At 72.9% G+C, this 16287-nt stretch carries 14 protein-coding genes; 9 read left to right on the top strand and 5 right to left on the bottom strand.

Translation table 11 applies throughout. From position 1 onward, the window contains the following. The first annotated feature begins 49 nt into the window (after positions 1 to 49). The 4 genes from AB5J49_RS43650 (at position 50) to AB5J49_RS43635 (ending at position 3651) form a co-directional block, all read left to right on the top strand. Positions 50 to 508, top strand: a complete 459-nt coding sequence (locus AB5J49_RS43650; protein WP_369174420.1) for a MarR family winged helix-turn-helix transcriptional regulator — start codon at positions 50 to 52, stop codon at positions 506 to 508. Positions 509 to 616: 108 nt separating this feature from the next. Further along, positions 617 to 1810 carry a CaiB/BaiF CoA transferase family protein gene (locus AB5J49_RS43645; RefSeq protein WP_369174419.1) on the top strand — a complete coding sequence of 398 codons (1194 nt, stop codon included), beginning with the start codon at positions 617 to 619 and terminating at the stop codon, positions 1808 to 1810. 226 nt (positions 1811 to 2036) lie between these two features. After that, entirely contained in the window at positions 2037 to 2918 is an 882-nt protein-coding gene (locus AB5J49_RS43640; RefSeq protein ID WP_369174418.1) for a hypothetical protein, read from the top strand. Between the two features lie 511 nt (positions 2919 to 3429). After that, on the top strand, positions 3430 to 3651 hold the full coding sequence (locus AB5J49_RS43635) for a hypothetical protein (protein WP_369174417.1): 222 nt from the start codon (positions 3430 to 3432) through the stop codon (positions 3649 to 3651). A gap of 298 nt (positions 3652 to 3949) precedes the next feature. Here AB5J49_RS43635 and AB5J49_RS43630 read toward each other — a convergent pair whose 3' ends face one another. From AB5J49_RS43630 to AB5J49_RS43615, 4 genes are all read right to left on the bottom strand, one after another. Further along, positions 3950 to 4816: a fructosamine kinase family protein gene (locus AB5J49_RS43630; protein WP_369174416.1), complete on the bottom strand. Its 867-nt coding sequence runs from the start codon at positions 4814 to 4816 to the stop codon at positions 3950 to 3952. A gap of 49 nt (positions 4817 to 4865) precedes the next feature. Next, the gene (locus tag AB5J49_RS43625; protein WP_369174415.1) at positions 4866 to 5321 is read right to left on the bottom strand and encodes a (2Fe-2S)-binding protein; all 456 of its coding nucleotides are present in this window, start codon (positions 5319 to 5321) and stop codon (positions 4866 to 4868) included. 39 nt (positions 5322 to 5360) lie between these two features. Beyond that, a complete protein-coding gene (locus AB5J49_RS43620; protein WP_369175447.1) occupies positions 5361 to 7460 on the bottom strand; it encodes a molybdopterin cofactor-binding domain-containing protein in 2100 nt (699 codons plus the stop codon). Between the two features lie 132 nt (positions 7461 to 7592). Continuing rightward, positions 7593 to 8759, bottom strand: coding sequence for an FAD-dependent oxidoreductase (locus AB5J49_RS43615; RefSeq protein WP_369174414.1), 1167 nt, complete (start codon positions 8757 to 8759; stop codon positions 7593 to 7595). A gap of 237 nt (positions 8760 to 8996) precedes the next feature. Between AB5J49_RS43615 and AB5J49_RS43610 the strand changes: the two genes are divergently transcribed. Beyond that, on the top strand, positions 8997 to 9539 hold the full coding sequence (locus AB5J49_RS43610; RefSeq protein WP_369174413.1) for a hypothetical protein: 543 nt from the start codon (positions 8997 to 8999) through the stop codon (positions 9537 to 9539). 39 nt (positions 9540 to 9578) lie between these two features. On the opposite strand, the gene AB5J49_RS43605 is transcribed toward AB5J49_RS43610, so the two are convergent. Further along, complete coding sequence (locus tag AB5J49_RS43605) at positions 9579 to 11360, bottom strand: helix-turn-helix domain-containing protein (protein ID WP_369174412.1); 1782 nt, start codon at positions 11358 to 11360, stop codon at positions 9579 to 9581. A 161-nt stretch (positions 11361 to 11521) separates the two neighbouring features. Here AB5J49_RS43605 and AB5J49_RS43600 point away from each other — a divergent pair, with 161 nt between their 5' ends. From AB5J49_RS43600 to AB5J49_RS43585, 4 genes are read left to right on the top strand one after another with little or no spacing between them, the layout of a single operon-like run. Next, positions 11522 to 13261, top strand: a complete 1740-nt coding sequence (locus tag AB5J49_RS43600; RefSeq protein WP_369174411.1) for an FAD-dependent oxidoreductase — start codon at positions 11522 to 11524, stop codon at positions 13259 to 13261. Positions 13262 to 13286: 25 nt separating this feature from the next. After that, positions 13287 to 14147 (top strand): intradiol ring-cleavage dioxygenase, encoded by an 861-nt coding sequence (locus AB5J49_RS43595; protein WP_369174410.1) that lies wholly within the window; start codon positions 13287 to 13289, stop codon positions 14145 to 14147. Further along, a complete protein-coding gene (locus AB5J49_RS43590) occupies positions 14144 to 15226 on the top strand; it encodes a maleylacetate reductase (RefSeq protein ID WP_369174409.1) in 1083 nt (360 codons plus the stop codon). The genes AB5J49_RS43595 and AB5J49_RS43590 overlap by 4 nt, the downstream gene beginning before the upstream one ends. Positions 15227 to 15283: 57 nt before the next feature. Beyond that, a complete protein-coding gene (locus AB5J49_RS43585; protein WP_369174408.1) occupies positions 15284 to 16204 on the top strand; it encodes a YceI family protein in 921 nt (306 codons plus the stop codon). Positions 16205 to 16287 lie beyond the last annotated feature (83 nt).

The following is a 16287-nucleotide window of genomic DNA, read 5'->3' as shown; positions in this document are numbered from 1 at the left end:
ATGGCCTATCCTGGATGTCATTCACCTCGGGACGGAGGACACCGGCGCCATGACCGCCACGGACCCCGCGCTCACCGCGCTCGCCCAGGGCTGGTGCGCCCTCTCCCTGCTGCACGGGAGGATCGAGGCGCACATCGAGCGCGCCCTGCAGAGCGGGCACGACCTGAGCGTGCGCGAGTACTCCCTGCTCGACGTGCTCAGCCGCCAGCACGACGGCGAGGGCGGACATCTGCAGATGAAGCAGGTCGCCGACGCCGTCGTCCTCAGCCAGAGCGCCACCACCCGCCTCGTCACCCGCCTGGAAGACCGCGGCCTGCTCTCCCGCTACCTCTGCCCCACCGACCGCCGCGGCATCTACACCGACGTCACCGAAGCAGGCCTCAACCTCCTCGAAGAAGCCCGCCCCACCAACGACACGGCCCTGCGCCAAGCCCTCGACGAAGCCGCGAAGAACCCCGAACTGGCCCCGCTGGTCCGGGCCGTGGAGACGCTCCGCGTCCCCGCCTGAGGTCGCGCACCCCGGGCACAACCCGCATGCGCAAGAGACGCACTCACCTGCACGCACTCACCTGCGCCCATTGACGCGATCTCCGTTGTGCCCGTACACATGGCCCCTATGAGCGCGCCACACCTTCCCCTGTCCGGCATCACCGTCGTCAGCCTGGAGCAGGCCGTGGCCGCCCCGTACGCCACCCGGCAGCTCGCCGACCTCGGGGCGCGCGTGATCAAGATCGAGCGGCCCGGGGGTGGCGACTTCGCCCGCCGGTACGACACGACGGTGCACGGTCACTCCAGCTATTTCGTGTGGCTCAACCGGTCCAAGGAGTCCCTCACACTGGACGTCAAGGATCCCCGGGGCCGCGAGATCCTGCACCAACTCCTCGACGGCGCCGACGTGTTCGTACAGAACCTGGCGCCGGGCGCCGCCGACCGCCTCGGGCTGGGCGCCGAGGCGCTCGGCGAGCGGTGGCCGCGGCTGATCCCGTGCACGATCTCCGGGTACGGCACGTCCGGGCCGTGGGCCGACCGGAAGTCGTACGACCTGCTGGTGCAGTGCCAGACGGGCCTGGTGTCGCTGACCGGGACGCCCGACGAGACCGCGCGGGTCGGTATCTCCGTCGCCGACATCGCTGCCGGGATGTACGCCTACAGCGGCATCCTCACCGCCCTGTTCACGCGCGCAACCACGGGTACGGCCCACCCCGTGGAGGTCTCCCTGTTCGAGGCGCTGGCGGAGTGGATGGGCCAGCCCGCCTACTACACGCGGTACGGCGGCGGCCAGCCCCCGCGGCTGGGCACCCAGCACCCCACCCTCGCGCCGTACGGCGCCTTCACGGCCGCCGACGGCGGTCAAGTGCTGTTCTCCATCCAGAACGAGCGCGAGTGGGCCGTCCTGTGCGCGGAGTTCCTCGGTCGGCCCGAGCTGACCGACGACCCACGCTTCGCCACGAGCTCCGCCCGCGTGGCCCACCGCGACGAGCTCAACGCCGTCGTCGCCGAGCGGTGCTCCCGTTCCGGCGCCGAGGAGATCCTCAAGGACCTGGAGTCCGTCAACATCGCCTGCGCCGGGGTCAACGACGTCGCCGCGTTCCTGGACCACCCGGTCCTCGCCGGCCGCGACCGCTGGCGTGACGTGGCGGTGCCCGGTGGCGCGACGGTACAGGCCCTGCTGCCGCCGGCCGACCTCGCGGGACTGCCCGCCCGCATGGAGCCGGTGCCGGCGGTGGGCGAGCACACCGAGGCCATCCTCACCGAACTCGGCCGCACCGGCGTGGAGATCGAGGCCCTGCGCGCCGACGCCGTCATCTGAGAGGGGCACGAGAGCGTCGACGGCCGGAGGTCACCAGGGCAACGGCCCGTTGACGTCGACATAGCCGCCGGTCGAGCCGTAGGGACCGGTCTGGAGCTGCTCGCCGTCGTCGGCACCCAGTCACCGGTGTGACCGAACGCGGCGCGCTCTACGTGCGTCACAGTGTCGGGACGGCCCCGGCACCGTCCCTGCTGCCGCGCCCGTCGCCGTCCGTTCAGGGGGATCCATGCGCACGTCCACCTCACGCACCGTCCAGTTGCTCACCGCGCTCGGTCTGCTCGCCGCCGGCTGCGGCGCGAGCTCGGGCTCGGGCTCGGGCTCGGCAGGCTCGGGCGAATCCGAACCGGCGCCGGACACCAGGACCCGCGCCCTCAAGGTGGCCAAGGCCTGGGACAGTTCACCGGCTGCCGAGACCTGGCGCGAGGGCTACTACCCGATGGCGGACCCGGTGCGACTGCCCGAGGACGCCTTCCACAACGAGGCCGACAAGGAGGCGTACATCAGCGAGAACTTCGTGCTGCGCGGCGACCTCCCCGAGACCCCGAAGAAGGACGCGAAGGTGACCTGGCAGGACGGTGACTCGCTCACGCTGCCGCTCATGGGCGCGCGGGAGGCGTACGAGAAGCTGGACAACAACGACTCCCCCGCACCGCGTCTCACCGTGACCGGGGCGAAGCTGAGCGAGACGACGCTGGCCACCAGCCGCGGCCCGGCGACCGTCCCGGTCTGGCTGTTCACCCTCAAGGGCTATGACACCCCACTCAGGCAGGTCGCCCTCACCCCCTCGAAGCCGCCCAAGCCGCCCATCGGACCGGTCGACCAGGTCAGCGCCGATCTGTGGGAACTCAACAAGCTGGTCGAGGTGGCCGCGGACGGCCGGTCCGTCACCGTACTGGCCCACCACGGGGCGTGCGACGACGGCCCCGCCGTGGACGTGCTGGAGACAGACGGCAGCGTGGTCCTGTCCGGCCACATCGTCGGAACGGCGGACGGCCCCTGCACTCTCCAACTCCTCGCCAAGAAGGTGACGGTCAAGCTGGACCGCCCACTCGGCGACCGGATCCTGCTGGACGCGTTCACGGGCCGCCCCGTGCGCGGCACCGACTGAGTCACTCGTCCTGAAGGGACCTCACATCCCAGCGCCCGAGGGGAACTTCGTCGGTACCAGTTGAGGAGGAAGCGGACCCGGCGGCCGTCGCGCGAGGTGGCCGTGGTCGAGGTGACGCCCGGGCGGCCGGGCCGCCAAGTGCCGTCGGCCGGGTCGCCCACTGGAGCAGGGCCTTGGCGAAGGCCGGGTCCGGGACGGTGCCGACGTACGGCGCCGTGCCGGTGCGTGGTGGCGGCGGGCCGGCGGCCGAAGTGCGGGTGCTCGTACGCCGCCACCTCCTCGGCGCCCCGCGACTGCAGGCCGTCGGCCCAGTGCAGGGCGTGGGCCCCGGGCGGCAGGGCGAGGGCGTCCGCGCCGGTCACGGGCAGCGGGGCGTCCAGGTTGCTGAACTCGTCGTACATCACCCCGGCCGCGTCGGGGAGACGCGCGGGCCGCACATCGTCGGGGGGGGGGGAGGCCGGCGTCGAAGGCGCCCCGGTAGAAGGCGTCGAAGACGGTCTCGTACGACCGCTTGTCCGGCCCCGTCGGACGTGGCCAGTGGTGGCTGCGCCTGGAGCGTCCATTTGCTGGGGCCGTCGTAGCGGAAGGCGACATCGGCATCCGGGGTGAGGGACGCCACCAGGTCGCCCGCCCCCTCCAACTCCCCTCCCAGCGCGGCGAGTTCCCGATGGACCCGGACCTGACGGGCGCCCCAGCCGTCGGGGCGGTCCGGCTATGGCGGTGGTCGTGGTGAGCTCCTCCTAGGGCCGGTCTGGTCGCGGAAGTCGGCTGCGGTCTGTTCAGGGCCTGGCGTGGGCTCAGATCACGCCGGTAGCGGCCGAGGAGCAGGGTGCGCGCCGTGTTGTTCGGGCGGTGGTCCAGCTCCCGTAGTGACCCGGAGCACGCGGTCGCGCACCTCCGGGCTGACGTGCGGTTCGCCGTTGACGACCGCGACACCGTCTTCTGGGAGACGCCGGCGGCACGGGCGGCCTCGGTCATCCCGGGGCCGCGGCGGCGACGCGCCGGCCCGCCAGTGATCCTTCGTACGGGGTTCACCTCGCCAAGGCCGCTCTGGCCGCCGTGAGGGCCTGTTCCGCGTAGCCGCGGCCGAAGAGTACGGCGTGCACCAGGAGCGGGAAGAGCTGGTGCAGGGCGATGCGGTCGGCCCAGCCCTCGGCCAGGGGGGCCGTCCGCTGGTAGCCGTCCAGGATCCGGTCCAGGTGGGGGCAGCCGAAGAGGTGCAGCATCGCCAGGTCGGTCTCGCGGTGGCCGCCGTGCGCGGCCGGGTCGATCAGCCAGGCGTGCCCGTCGGCGCCCCACAGGACGTTGCCGTTCCAGAGGTCGCCGTGCAGCCGGGCGGGCGGCTCGGCGGGCCCCGCCAGTTCGGGGAGCCGCTCACAGACTCGCTCGATCACGGGCGCCTCCGCGCTGCGGACCGTGCCGTCGTCGACCGCACGGCGCAGATACGGCAGCACCCGGTACTCGGCGTACCAGCGGGGCCAGTCGGGGCCGGTGACGTTGCGCATCGGGGCGAGCCCGATGTACGCCTCCTCCGGGCCGCCGGGAGGTGGGGCGCCGAGCGCGGGTGCGCCCGCCGCGTGCAGGGCGGCCAGGTCGCTGCCGAGGTGTTCCGCCGCGTCGGCGCCGGGCGGGCCGGTCGCCACCCGGTCGGTGACCAGCCACTGCCCGTCGTGGCCGTGCACGGCCGGGATGCGGACGGCGTGGGCGTCGGCCAGCCAGCGCAGTCCCGCCGCCTCCGCCTGTGCGGCGCGGGGGCCGTCGCCGCGCTTGACCATCACCACTCGGCCACCGTCGAGGGTGACCTCGGCGAGTGCCCCGGAGAGCTGTCGCTCGCCGGTCACCGCAAGCCCGGTGAGCCGCGCCGCCGTGGCGCCCGGGCCCTCGCAGGAGTTGTGCACGGCGATCAGGGTACGGCGGCCGCCTGCCGTACTGAAGACTGCCTGCCGGTCAGCTGTCGGCGGCCGCCTTCTTGATCGCCTCCCGGATCCTGGAGTAGGTGCCGCAGCGGCAGACGTTCTCGATCCGGTCGATGTCGGCGTCCGTCGGCCGGGGCGTCTTCTTCAGGAGGGCGGCCGTGGCCATGATCTGGCCCGGCTGGCAGAAGCCGCACTGGGCGACATCGCAGTCGAGCCAGGCCTGTTGGACGGGGTGGAGCTTGTCGCCGTCGGCCAGGCCCTCGATGGTGGTGACCTTGCGGCCGGCGCAGTCGGCGACCGGGACGACGCAGGGCTGGATCTCGTCGCCGTCGAGATGGCTGGTGCAGGCGCGGCAGGCGCCCACGCCGCAGCCGTACTTGGGGCCGGTGACGTTCAGCAGGTCGCGCAGCACCCACAGCAGAGGCATGTCGGCGGGTGCCTCGACGGTGACGCGCTTCCCGTTGAGGGTGAAGGAGTAGGAGGGCATCGGTACCTTCTCGAAGATGGCTCAGCAGTCGAAGGTGACTCAGAAGTCGAGGGGGAAGCGGCGCGGCTTGGTGCCGGTCGCGCGGGCGTAGGCGTTGGCGACGGCGCCGGACGCGGCCGGGACGCCGAGTTCGCCGGCTCCGCCGGGGTCGCGCCGGGAGGGCATGATGTGCGCCTCGAAGTGCTGGGGCGCGTGCCGCTGGCGGGCGTAGTGGAAGTCGGCGAAGCTGCTCTCGCGGACGGCGCCGCGGTCGATGTGCAGGCCGGCCCGCAGGATGGTGGAGATCCCGTCGACGGCCGTGCCCATGAGCTGGGCCTCCAGGCCGCGCGGGTTGACGGCCGTCCCTACGTCGGCCGCCATCACGACCTTGGTCACCCGGGGGTTCTTCGGATCGACGGCGTCGATCTCGACGAGGCAGGCCACGCAGGAGTCGTACTCCTCGTGGACGGCGACGCCCTGGGCGTGCCCCGGGGGCATGGTCCGGCCCCACTTCCCGGCGCTCGCGACCTTGTCCAGTACGGCCTTGACGGTCTTGCTCCGCAGTGTCGTACGGCGGAAGGCGACCGGGTCCTTGCCGAGGCTGCGGGCGACCTCGTCGACGACGATCTCCTCGGCGGTGCGCACGGTGCCGGAGTCCACCGAGCGCCAGGCGCCCAGGGGGATCGCGAGGTCGACCGAGCCCGAGTCGCCGGAGAGGCGGCCGAAGTTGTAGAGGCCGCTGTCACTGGGGAGGGGCGCCGCCGCGGGGGCGCGTACGGCGGAGCGCACGCCGCCTTGAGCGGACGGACCCTGCTTCTCGAAGGACTCGTTGACCGAGGCCGTCGCGTGGGCGAAGGCCACCACCCTGCCCTGGGCATGGCTGGCCCGGATCCGGTGGTGGGTGGCCGGGCGCATTCTGCCGTGCCGGATGTCGTCGGCCCGGCTCCACATCAGCTTCACCGGCCGGCGTGCCTTCTTGGAGATCAGGGCCGCCTCGATCGCGGCGTCGTAGTTCAGGCGGCGCCCGAACGAGCCGCCGCCGCGCAGGACATGGACCCGGACCTTCGACACCGGCAGGCCGGTCGCCGAGGCGATCTCCTCGCGCGCCGACTGCGGCGTCTGGGAGGAGAACCAGATCTCGGCCCGCTGGGTGCCTACGTCCGCCACCGCTGTGAGCACCTCCATCGGCGCGTGGCTGACGAAGGCGAACTCGAACTCGGCCTCGGTCTGCGCGGATCCGCGCGGCGGGGTCTGAAGCTTCGGTACCGCGGCGCGCAGCCGGGAGCGGATCTGGGCGTCGGAGAGATCCGCCAGTGGGCCCGGCGCCCACGTGATCCGGAGGGCGTCCCTGGCCTGGAAGGCGTGGTGGAAGGTCTCCGCGACCACGGCGACACCGCCGTCGATCTGGACGACCGCGTGGACACCGGGCATGGCGCGGGCGGCCCGGGAGTCGACCGAGATGACCTTCCCGCCGATGGTCGGCGGCCGGGCCACCACCGTCGGCTTCGCTCCGGCCGCCGTGAGGTCTCCGGTGTACTTCGCCTTGCCGGTGATGATGTCGCGGGCGTCGATGCGGGTCGTCGGCCGTCCGATCACCTGATGCCGGGACGCCGGTTTGGGCTGGGTCGACACGGTGGGCCGGGTGATCCGTGCGGCGCTCTTGGTGAGCGATCCGAAGGTGGCGGTGCGTCCGTCCGGGGCGAAGACTCTGGTTCCCCGGGTGCGCAGGGTCCGCGCGGGGACGTGCCAGCGCCGGGCGGCGGCGGTGATGAGCTTGGCGCGGGCGGTGGCGGCCAGTTGCCGGGCCGGTCCGTACAGCGAGCTGACCGAACTGGAGCCGCCGGTGAACTGGTTGCCCTCGCTGCGGGCGTCCGCGAGCGGGATGTCCACGTCGGCGAGCCGGGCGTCCAGTTCCTCGGCGATCATCATGGCGACGGCGGTGGTGACGCCCTGGCCGACCTCGACGCGCGGCAACCGTACGACGACCCTGTTGGCCGGGGTGACCTCCAGGACCAGCATCTCCCCGTCGGTGCCGGTCACCAGGACGTCGGACGACCTACGGCCGCCGTCCGCGGTTTCCTCGGCGCCTTGCGCGGTCGCGCCGTCGCAGCCGAGCGGGGCCGCGACGGTCAGGGTGGTCGCCGCGAGTGAGTAGACCACGAACTGGCGGCGGGACAACTGACGGGCCAACAGGCGCTCCTCTCCGCGAACCCGGGCTGGTTCGATCTGTATGAGGGGCCGATGCGCTCCGGGGTTGCGCCGGTTGGTCGCTCCATCGATTACCGCGTCGATTTACGGCGCGAGTTGCCAGAGGTCGGTGCCCCACTCCAGGTGGCGTATGAGCTCGTCGTCGCCCGGCCGGTTCGCACTCGCGCCTCGGGGGCCGGGGCCGGAGGGGGTGTGGGCGCCGCGGGAGATGTTGCCGCTGACGGTGATGTTGTGTTCCACCCGGGGGCGGCGGAGCCTCTCGTAGAGGTCGAGCGCGGCGTCGGTGTCCGGCGCGTCGCGCAGGGACTTGGCGAGGACGACGGCGTCCTCCAGCGCCATCGAGGCGCCCTGCCCGGTGGCGGGAGACGCGGCGTGGGCAGCGTCGCCGATGAGCAGGGTCCGGGCGGAGCGCCAAGGTGTCCCGGTGGCAAGTTCGTTGGCGTTGGTGACCATGAGGTGGTCGGAGGTGGCCGCGACGAGGTCCGCTGCGGGGGTGGAGTCCTTGCGGAGCAGCGGCAGCAGCAGGTCGCGCCACTGAGCGGGGGTGCCGTGCGCGAGGGCGTCGGCGGCCAGGGGTGCGTCGGAGACGCGCGCGAACCAGTACGTCTCCCCCTCGGGCGACACCGCGTACCCGAAGGCGACGGTGCTGCCGCGCACCATGGTGATGGTCTCGCTCTCCCCGGGCCCGGGTGCGGCGCCGGTGTAGCCGTAGAAGACGTACTGGCCGGCATAGCCCGGGCGCGCCTCGGGGGCGACGATCCGGCGGACGGTGGAGTTCAGGCCGTCGGCCCCGATGAGGAGGTCGCCAGTGGCCGTACTGCCGTCGGTGAAGTGGGCGGTGACGCCGTCCGGGCCGTCCTCGACCGATGCGAGGCGGGCGCCGTGCCGGAGGGTGATGCCCCGGCGCTCGACCTCGGCCTGCAGGGCGGCGTTGAGGTCGCCGCGCCGCAGGCAGCGGTACCGAAGGTGCGGGGTGGCTGCCTCGCCGAGCGGTACCTGGGCCACCTCGGCGCCCGTGTCGTCGAGGACCCGCATCGAGGTCAGCGGGAACCCGATCGCGGTGACCGCCGCCGAGGCGTCGACCTGTGCCAGGGCGCGCATGCCGTTGCTCGCGAGGGTGAGGAAGGCGCCGATGTCCTCGGCGGAGTCGGGGTGCGCCTCGTACACGGCGACGTCGAATCCGGCCTTGTGCAGAGCAAGAGCCGCTCCGGCACCGGCGATCCCGCCCCCTACGACGATCAACCGCGTCACATCGCCCCCTGGTACGCGTGCGGCCCCCGTGAGCAGCAGCCGTCCTTCGTGGAACGTCCCGGGTCCGCCGCGGGTTCCCGAGCGAGCCGCCGCTCGTTGTACAGCCCGGCCCGACGAACTCCGGAACGGTGCAACCATTCCGCCGACCCGAATGTCTTGCCTAATATCAGACACACCACCCTTCTAGGGGACGCAATGGGACGAAACAGAACCGCGTGGGCGACGACAGTCGCGCTCATGGCCGCCACGCTGGGTGTGGCGGCGGTCCCGGCCGACGCCACGACGGCCACCACCACCCAGACCACGGCCTGCCCCACCGGCTGGGGCAGTCTGGCCAAGACCCGCTCCGCCGCGACGTCGGAGTCGGTGACGAACATCAGGACCGGCCGGCACGCCTGCTTCGACCGCATGGTCGTCGACGTCCCCGGCGCGAGCACCAACGGCCTCGGCTATTCCGTCAGGTACGTCAGCCGCCTCTACCAGGACGGCTCGGGCAACTACATCCCCGTCGGCGGCGGAGCCGTCCTCGAGGTGCGGGTGGCCGCCCCCGCCTACGACCCCGACACCGGCGAGCCCACGTATCCCGTGCGGGCCGGTCAGCGCCTGAAGGGCGTGGATCTCACGGGCTACCGCACCTTCCGGGACGCACGGTTCGCCGGCAGCTTCGAAGGGGACACACAGATCGGACTCGGCGTCCGGGCACGACTGCCGTTCCGGGTGTCGGTGGCGGCCGACCGGGTCGTGGTCGACGTGGCGCACAACTGGACGGGGGCGCGCTGAGGCCCCCAGGGCTTCGAGGTGGTCAAGGCTGCGGGGCGATCAGGACAGCTTCTGGGTGAGCGAGGCATCCTGCCCCTGGTACCCCCGCAGCTTGCGGTAGAGAGTGGCCCGGGCGATCCCCAACGCCGCCGCGGCGCGCGCCTTGTTGCCGCCGTGGCGGCGCAGCGCCTCCAGGATCGCGGCCCGCTCAGCGAGCTCCATCGGACTGAGGTTGCGTCCCGCGGGTCCCTCCCGGACGGGGTCCGGCAGTTCACCGCGCCGCACCGGCCCGCAGGCACGCCGCTGACCCGCCAACGCCCGTACGAGGTGGGCGAGTTCGGTGACGTTCCCGGGCCAGGGGTGCTGCTCCAGGGCCCGCAGCGCGTCCAGCGTCCAGGTCAGCGGCGGGCTGCCGGGGGCCGGAGCGGGCGCGAGGGCGGGGAGCAACTCCCTGATGTCCTCGGGGCGTTCCCGCAGGGCGGGGAGGGTCACCGAGCGGGCCGCGAGGGTGTCGAGGAGGCGCTGCAGGCAGGGGCCCGGGGCAGGGCCGGGAGTGTAGGTGACGACCAGGTGGGCGTCGGGGCGTTCGTCGAGGAGGGAGTTGAGGGCGGCGACGTCCCGCTGGGCCAGCCGTTCGGCGTGGCGCAGGAGCAGCGGGCGGTCGCCGCCCGTCCCCCGGCCTTCGGCCGGGGGGACCCCCATCTCGTCCTTGAGGCCGAGGTCGGGTGATTCGGCGGCGTCCACGACCAACGGGGCCGTGCCGTCGAGCAGTTCCAGGGCGAGCGTGGTCTTGCCCGTTCCCCGTTCGCCCACGACGAGCAGGGGTCCCGCGGTACGCGCCAAGGCCGTCACCTGTGCGACCGCATGCCGCCACGGCACCGACCTCCCCACCGACGCACTCCCGGGACGCGGCAGCGACGGCGCCGACTCCACGTGACGCGGTGCGAGCACGGCGACCAGGCCGAGCGCGCGGCCCTCATGCCGTACCGGAGTGATCTCGACGGTGCACCCGGCGTCCTCGGGCAGCGCGATCTCGTACGGCTCACCGGCCGCCCTCCCGCTTCCCGTTCCCCTCCCCCACTCCCGCGCGCCCCGCTCCAACGCCTCCAGCACCTGGGGCGAGGCAAGGCGTGCCGCCGCCTCGCTGACCATGCGGTTACGGCCGTCCAGCGCGACGACCGCCCGCTCGCGCCCCCGCGCGGCCCGCTCGTACGCGTCGAGCAGTGCCCGTTCCGCGGTACGCGCGCGTGCCCGCAGTTCCGCCTCCACCGCCGTGGCGGCCGCCTCGGCGAGGGCGGCGCCGGGGTGCGGACGGCAGCCGGCGCACAGGCCGGAGGCGACCGTCACGGTGCCGAGCCCCTGTCCGGTCTCCGGGGAGAGCAGCGGCACACTGACCGCGGAGACGTCCTGCCACACGTCGAGGAAGTGCTCGGGCCCGTGCACCTCGGCCCGGCGCCGGGTGCGCAGGGCGAGCGCGGCACTGTTGGGGCCGACCCGCCGCTCGGAGAGGTCGCGGCACGTGTCGTCGCCGGGCGCGCTGCCGACCGACCACAGCACCCTCAGCCGCTCGTCGGTGAGCACGAGCGCCGACCGTCCGGCGTCCAAGGCCTGGGCGATACGGGTGAGCACCGGACGCGCCGCCTCCAGCAGGGGCGAGTCGACGGGGTGGGCCGACTCCCGTGCCGGGCCTTCGAGATCGGGCCGTACCCCGAAGAAACGGGCGCGTCGCCAGGCCGCGACGACGTCGTCCGGTACGCCCTCCGGGAGCGGGCGGCCCGTCAGGAACCGTTCGCGCGCATGGCGGAGGGGGGCGAGGGCAGGAGGATGTTCGGCGGTGGTCATGGCGCTGTTCACCGTATCGGGGGCCTCGGGCAGGGGGTGACAGCGGGCTGTCTCGTATTGAGACACCCACAACCGGCCGGGCCGCTCCATGATCTTGAAAGGCCGGAGTCCGTTCTCGTCTCCGGCCCGTTCTCGTGCCTCATCTCCTGGAGCGTTCTGTCGTGCACACCGTTGTCGAGACCGACGTACTGATCGTGGGCAGCGGCCCGGCGGGCGCGTCGGCCGCGCTGGCCCTGAGCACCTACGGCGTGCGCAACATGGTCGTCACCCGGTACGGGAGCCTCGCCGACACACCCCGCGCGCACATCACCAACCAGCGCACCATGGAGGTGCTGCGCGACCTGGGTGTGGAGGACGAGGTGATCGCCAAGGCGACGCCGCAGCACCTGATGGGCAACACGACCTTCTGCACCAGCCTGGCCGGTGAGGAGCTCGGCCGGGTGCGTTCCTGGGGCAACGACCCACTCGTGCAGGCGGCGCACGACCTGGCCAGTCCGACCCGCATGTGCGACATGCCGCAGCACCTGATGGAGCCGGTGCTGGTGAACGCGGCGATCGCCCGCGGCACCGACTTCCGCTTCAGCACGGTCTACAAGTCCTTCGTCCAGGACGACGCCGGCGTCACGGTCACGGTCGAGGACCGGCTGCGCGGCGACGAGTACACCATCCGTGCCAGGTACCTGATCGGCGCCGACGGCGGCCGGTCCAAGGTCGCCGAGGACGCCGGGCTGCCGATGGGCGGCCAGATGGGTGTCGCGGGCAGCATCAACATCGTCTTCGACGCGGATCTGAGCAAGTACACCGCGCACCGGCCCTCCACCCTCTACTGGGTGCTGGCGCCCGGCGCCACGGTCGGCGGTATCGGCGCGGGGCTGGTCCGTTGCGTGCGCCCCTGGAACGAGTGGCTGATCGTCTGGGGCTACGACGTGAGCGCGGGCGCCCCCGACCTCACCGAGGAGTACGCCCTGTCCGTCGTACGGCAGCTGGTCGGCGACGACGAGATACCGGTGACCATCAAGTCGTCCTCGGCGTGGACGGTCAACGAGATGTACGCCGAGACGTACGCGCGCGGCCGTGTCTTCTGCGCCGGTGACGCCGTGCACCGCCACCCGCCGTCCAACGGGCTCGGCTCCAACACCTCCATCCAGGACTCCTACAACCTGGCCTGGAAGCTGAAGCTCGTCCTCGACGGCGTCGCCACTCCCGCACTCCTCGACACCTACACCGTGGAGCGCGCGCCGGTCGGCAAGCAGATCGTGACCCGCGCCAACAAGTCCATCGCCGAGACCGCACCGATCTTCGAGGCGCTCGACGGGCTCTCGCCGCAGACGCCCGAGCAGCTGTGGGCCAACATCGCCGCCCGCAAGGACGCCACCGAGGCGGCCGCCAAGCAGCGGGCCGCGCTGCGCGAGGCGATCGCCTTCAAGGTGTACGAGTTCAACGCGCACGGCGTCGACCTCAACCAGCGCTACGCCTCCGCCGCGGTCGTCCCCGACGGCACGCCCGACCCCGGCTTCACCCGCGACCCCGAACTGCACCACCAGCCCACCTCCCACCCCGGCGCCAAGCTCCCGCACGCCTGGATCACCTCCGGGACCCGGACGCTGTCCACCCTCGACACCGTCGGCAAGGGCCGCTTCACGCTGCTCACCGGCATCGGCGGCGAGGTGTGGCTGCGGGCCGCCGCGGCCCAGCCCCTCGACATCGCCACGGTCGTCGTCGGACCGGGCCAGGAGTACGAGGACCCGTACGGCGACTGGGCGGAACTGAGCGAGATCTCCGACGGCGGCGCCCTTCTCGTACGCCCCGACGGCTATGTGGCGTTCCGGCACACCGACGCGGCCGAGGACGCCGAACGGTTGCTCACGGGGGCGCTGCGGCGGATTCTCGGGCACGGTTGAGATGAGCGCCCAGGAAGGAGCCGGCATGGGCGGCGACGACACGACGGTCACGGACGAGGTGGTCGCCAGTCTGCGGGGCACGGACGATCCTCGGCTGCGGGAGCTGCTGACGGGGCTGGTCCGGCATCTGCACGCCTTCGCGCGCGAGACGCGGCTGACGCAGGAGGAGTGGGAGCGGGCGATCGGCTTCCTGACGGCGACCGGGCAGGCCTGCACGGACACCCGGCAGGAATTCATCCTGCTCTCGGACGTGCTCGGGCTGTCGATGCTCGTGGAGACCATCAACGAGCGACAGGGCCCCGGCGCCACCGAGTCGACCGTGCTGGGCCCCTTCCACATGACCGAGTCGCCGGTGCGCGAGCTCGGCGCGGACATCGACCTGGTGGGCGGCGGCGAGCCGTGCGTGGTGAGCGGGCGGGTGCGGTCCCGGGACGGCGGCCCGCTGCCCGGCGCGGTCGTCGACGTGTGGCAGGCCGACGGGAACGGCTTCTACGACGTGCAGCAGCCGGACGTACAGCCGCCGGGCAACGGGCGCGGCCTGTTCACCACGGACGACGAGGGACGGTTCTGGTTCCGTACGTGTGTGCCGAGCCCGTACCCCATCCCGACGGACGGACCGGTCGGCGGGCTGCTGCGGGCCACCGGACGGCACCCCTACCGGCCCGCGCACATCCACTTCATCGCCTCGGCCGAGGGACACGCCCCGGTGACCACGCACATCTTCGTGGCGGGGAGCGACTACCTGGACTCGGACGCGGTGTTCGCCGTCAAGCCTGGCCTCGTCACCGACTTCGCCCCGGTCGACGACCCGTCGGCGGCACGGGAGTTCGGCGTGGCGAACCCCTTCCGGCACGCCCGCTTCGACCTCGTACTGGAGCGCGCGTGAAGGACGCCCTCGACTTCACCTACGAGGCCCGGCCCGTGCGGGTCGTCTTCCGGCCCGGCGCGGCGGTGTCCGCGACGCCGGACGAGGCGGGGCGGCTCGGGCTGCGGCGGGTGCTCGTGGTGTGCGGGACGCGGGGCGCGGACACCGCGCGGGCGGTCGCGGACGCGCTCGGCCCGGTGTGCGTCGGGGTGCACGACCGGGCCCGGATGCACGTGCCCGTCGAGGTCGCCGACGTGGCCGTGCAGGCGGCTCGCGCGGCCGGGGCCGATGGGTGCGTGGCGGTCGGCGGCGGCTCCTCGATCGGGCTGGGCAAGGCGATCGCGCTGCGCACCGGCCTGCCGCTGATCGCGGTGCCGTCCACCTACTCCGGCTCGGAGATGACCCCGGTCTGGGGCCTGACCGAGCACGGCGTCAAGCGCACCGGCCGCGACCCGAAGGTGCTGCCCCGCAGCGTCGTCTACGACCCCGAGCTCACCCTGTCCCTGCCCGTACCGCTCTCCGTGACCAGCGGGATCAACGCCGTCGCGCACGCCGTCGAGGCCCTGTACGCCCCCGACACCTCGCCCCTGATCGCGCTGATGGCCGAGGAGGGCGTACGGGCGATGGCGTGGGCGCTTGCGCAGGTGGCCGAGGAGCCGACGTCCCTTCAGGCCCGCGGTCGCGCGCTGTACGGGGCCTGGCTGTGCGGGTCCTGTCTGGGCACCACCACCATGGGCCTGCACCACAAGCTCTGCCACGTCCTGGGCGGCACCTTCGGGCTGCCGCACGCCGAGACGCACACGGTGGTGCTGCCGTACGTCCTGGCCCACAACGCGCCCGCCGCCCCGGCCGCGGTCGCGGCGGTGGCCCGCGCCCTGGACGCGTCCGATGCGCCGACCGCCCTGTGGGAACTGGCCGGACGCCTCGGCGCGCCCCGCTCCCTCGCCGAACTGGGTCTCGGCGAAGCCGACTTGGCGACCGCCGCCGCACAGAGCGCGGGCCAGGCGTACGCCAACCCCCGCCCGGTCACGGCCGACGGCGTGCTCGCCCTGCTGCGCGCGGCGTACGAGGGCGCACCGCCGACCGCGGCCGCCCACTGACCTGCCCCCCACACCCGCTCGAAGATCCCCCCTCACGCCGGAAGAAAGGTGATTGCCATGCCCCTCGGTCTGCTCTGGAGTCGAAACTCCCGAGGGAGTCGACGCTCCCGAGGGGCGCCAGGTGTCCCGTTGCCCGTGCCGGCCGGTGCGGGTGTCGTGGGCCGCGAGGTCGTGGACCCGGTGGGGCTGCCGATGCGCGGCGCCGACGTGACCGTGACCGCACTGGAGTCGCACCAGGTCGCGGCGTCCGGTACGACGGACCCGTACGGCCTCTTCTTCGCCGCGCTGCCCCCGGGCCACTACAGCCTCATGGTCACGGCCGAGGGCCTGACACCGCACCGGGAGACCGTGGACGTCGTCGCCGGTCCGCCACCGCCCGCCGCCCGCGTCCAGCTGACGTCGGCCCGGCAGCTGGAACTGCCCGCGCCCGGCACCTGGCTGTTCGACCCGCCGCACACGGCGATCCGGTTCATCGCCAAGCACGTCGGCATGGCCCATGTCCACGGCCGCTTCGAGCGGTTCACGGGCGGCATCCGGGTGGCGCCCGACATGGCCGAGTCCCAGGTGTCGGTGCGCATCGACGCCTCCAGCATCACCACGGGCAACAACACCCGGGACAACCATCTGCGTTCGGGCGACTTCCTGAACGTCGAGCGGTACCCGTACATCGACTTCACCAGCACCCGGTTCGGCTACCGCGGCGGCGCCAAGTGGACCCTGCACGGCTCGCTCACCATGCACGGGGTGAGCCGCTCGGTGGAGCTGGACACCACCTATCTGGGGTCGGTCAACGGTGGCTACGGCGAGGAGCTGCGGTGCGCGGCGCTGGCCAAGGCGGAGCTGCACCGGGAGGACTTCACCCTGAACTGGCGCACCATGCTGGCCCGCGGGATCGCGGTCGTGGGTCCCACGGTCCAGCTGGAGCTGGACGTGCAGGCGATGTACCGCACGCACGACACACCGACGCCGCCGGACTAGGCGACGTGCTCACGGCCGGCCGCGGGCCCCTGTCAGACACCTCACGCCCCGGTTACGAATTGCTCAACCTCTGGTTGCGGCGC

The organism is Streptomyces sp. R28 (assembly GCF_041052385.1).
GTDB lineage: Bacteria > Actinomycetota > Actinomycetes > Streptomycetales > Streptomycetaceae > Streptomyces.
The sequence above is the reverse complement of the archived record's forward strand: the minus strand, read 5'-3'. Positions and strand labels throughout refer to the sequence as shown.

Coding starts and splice junctions, on each gene's coding strand:
- AB5J49_RS43650 (WP_369174420.1), top strand. CDS start 50: ATGACCGCCACGGACCCCGCGCTCACCGCGCTCGCCCAGGGCTGGTGC.
- AB5J49_RS43645 (WP_369174419.1), top strand. CDS start 617: ATGAGCGCGCCACACCTTCCCCTGTCCGGCATCACCGTCGTCAGCCTG.
- AB5J49_RS43640 (WP_369174418.1), top strand. CDS start 2,037: ATGCGCACGTCCACCTCACGCACCGTCCAGTTGCTCACCGCGCTCGGT.
- AB5J49_RS43625 (WP_369174415.1), bottom strand. CDS start 5,321: ATGCCCTCCTACTCCTTCACCCTCAACGGGAAGCGCGTCACCGTCGAG.
- AB5J49_RS43610 (WP_369174413.1), top strand. CDS start 8,997: ATGGCCGCCACGCTGGGTGTGGCGGCGGTCCCGGCCGACGCCACGACG.
- AB5J49_RS43605 (WP_369174412.1), bottom strand. CDS start 11,360: ATGACCACCGCCGAACATCCTCCTGCCCTCGCCCCCCTCCGCCATGCG.
- AB5J49_RS43595 (WP_369174410.1), top strand. CDS start 13,287: ATGGGCGGCGACGACACGACGGTCACGGACGAGGTGGTCGCCAGTCTG.
- AB5J49_RS43585 (WP_369174408.1), top strand. CDS start 15,284: ATGCCCCTCGGTCTGCTCTGGAGTCGAAACTCCCGAGGGAGTCGACGC.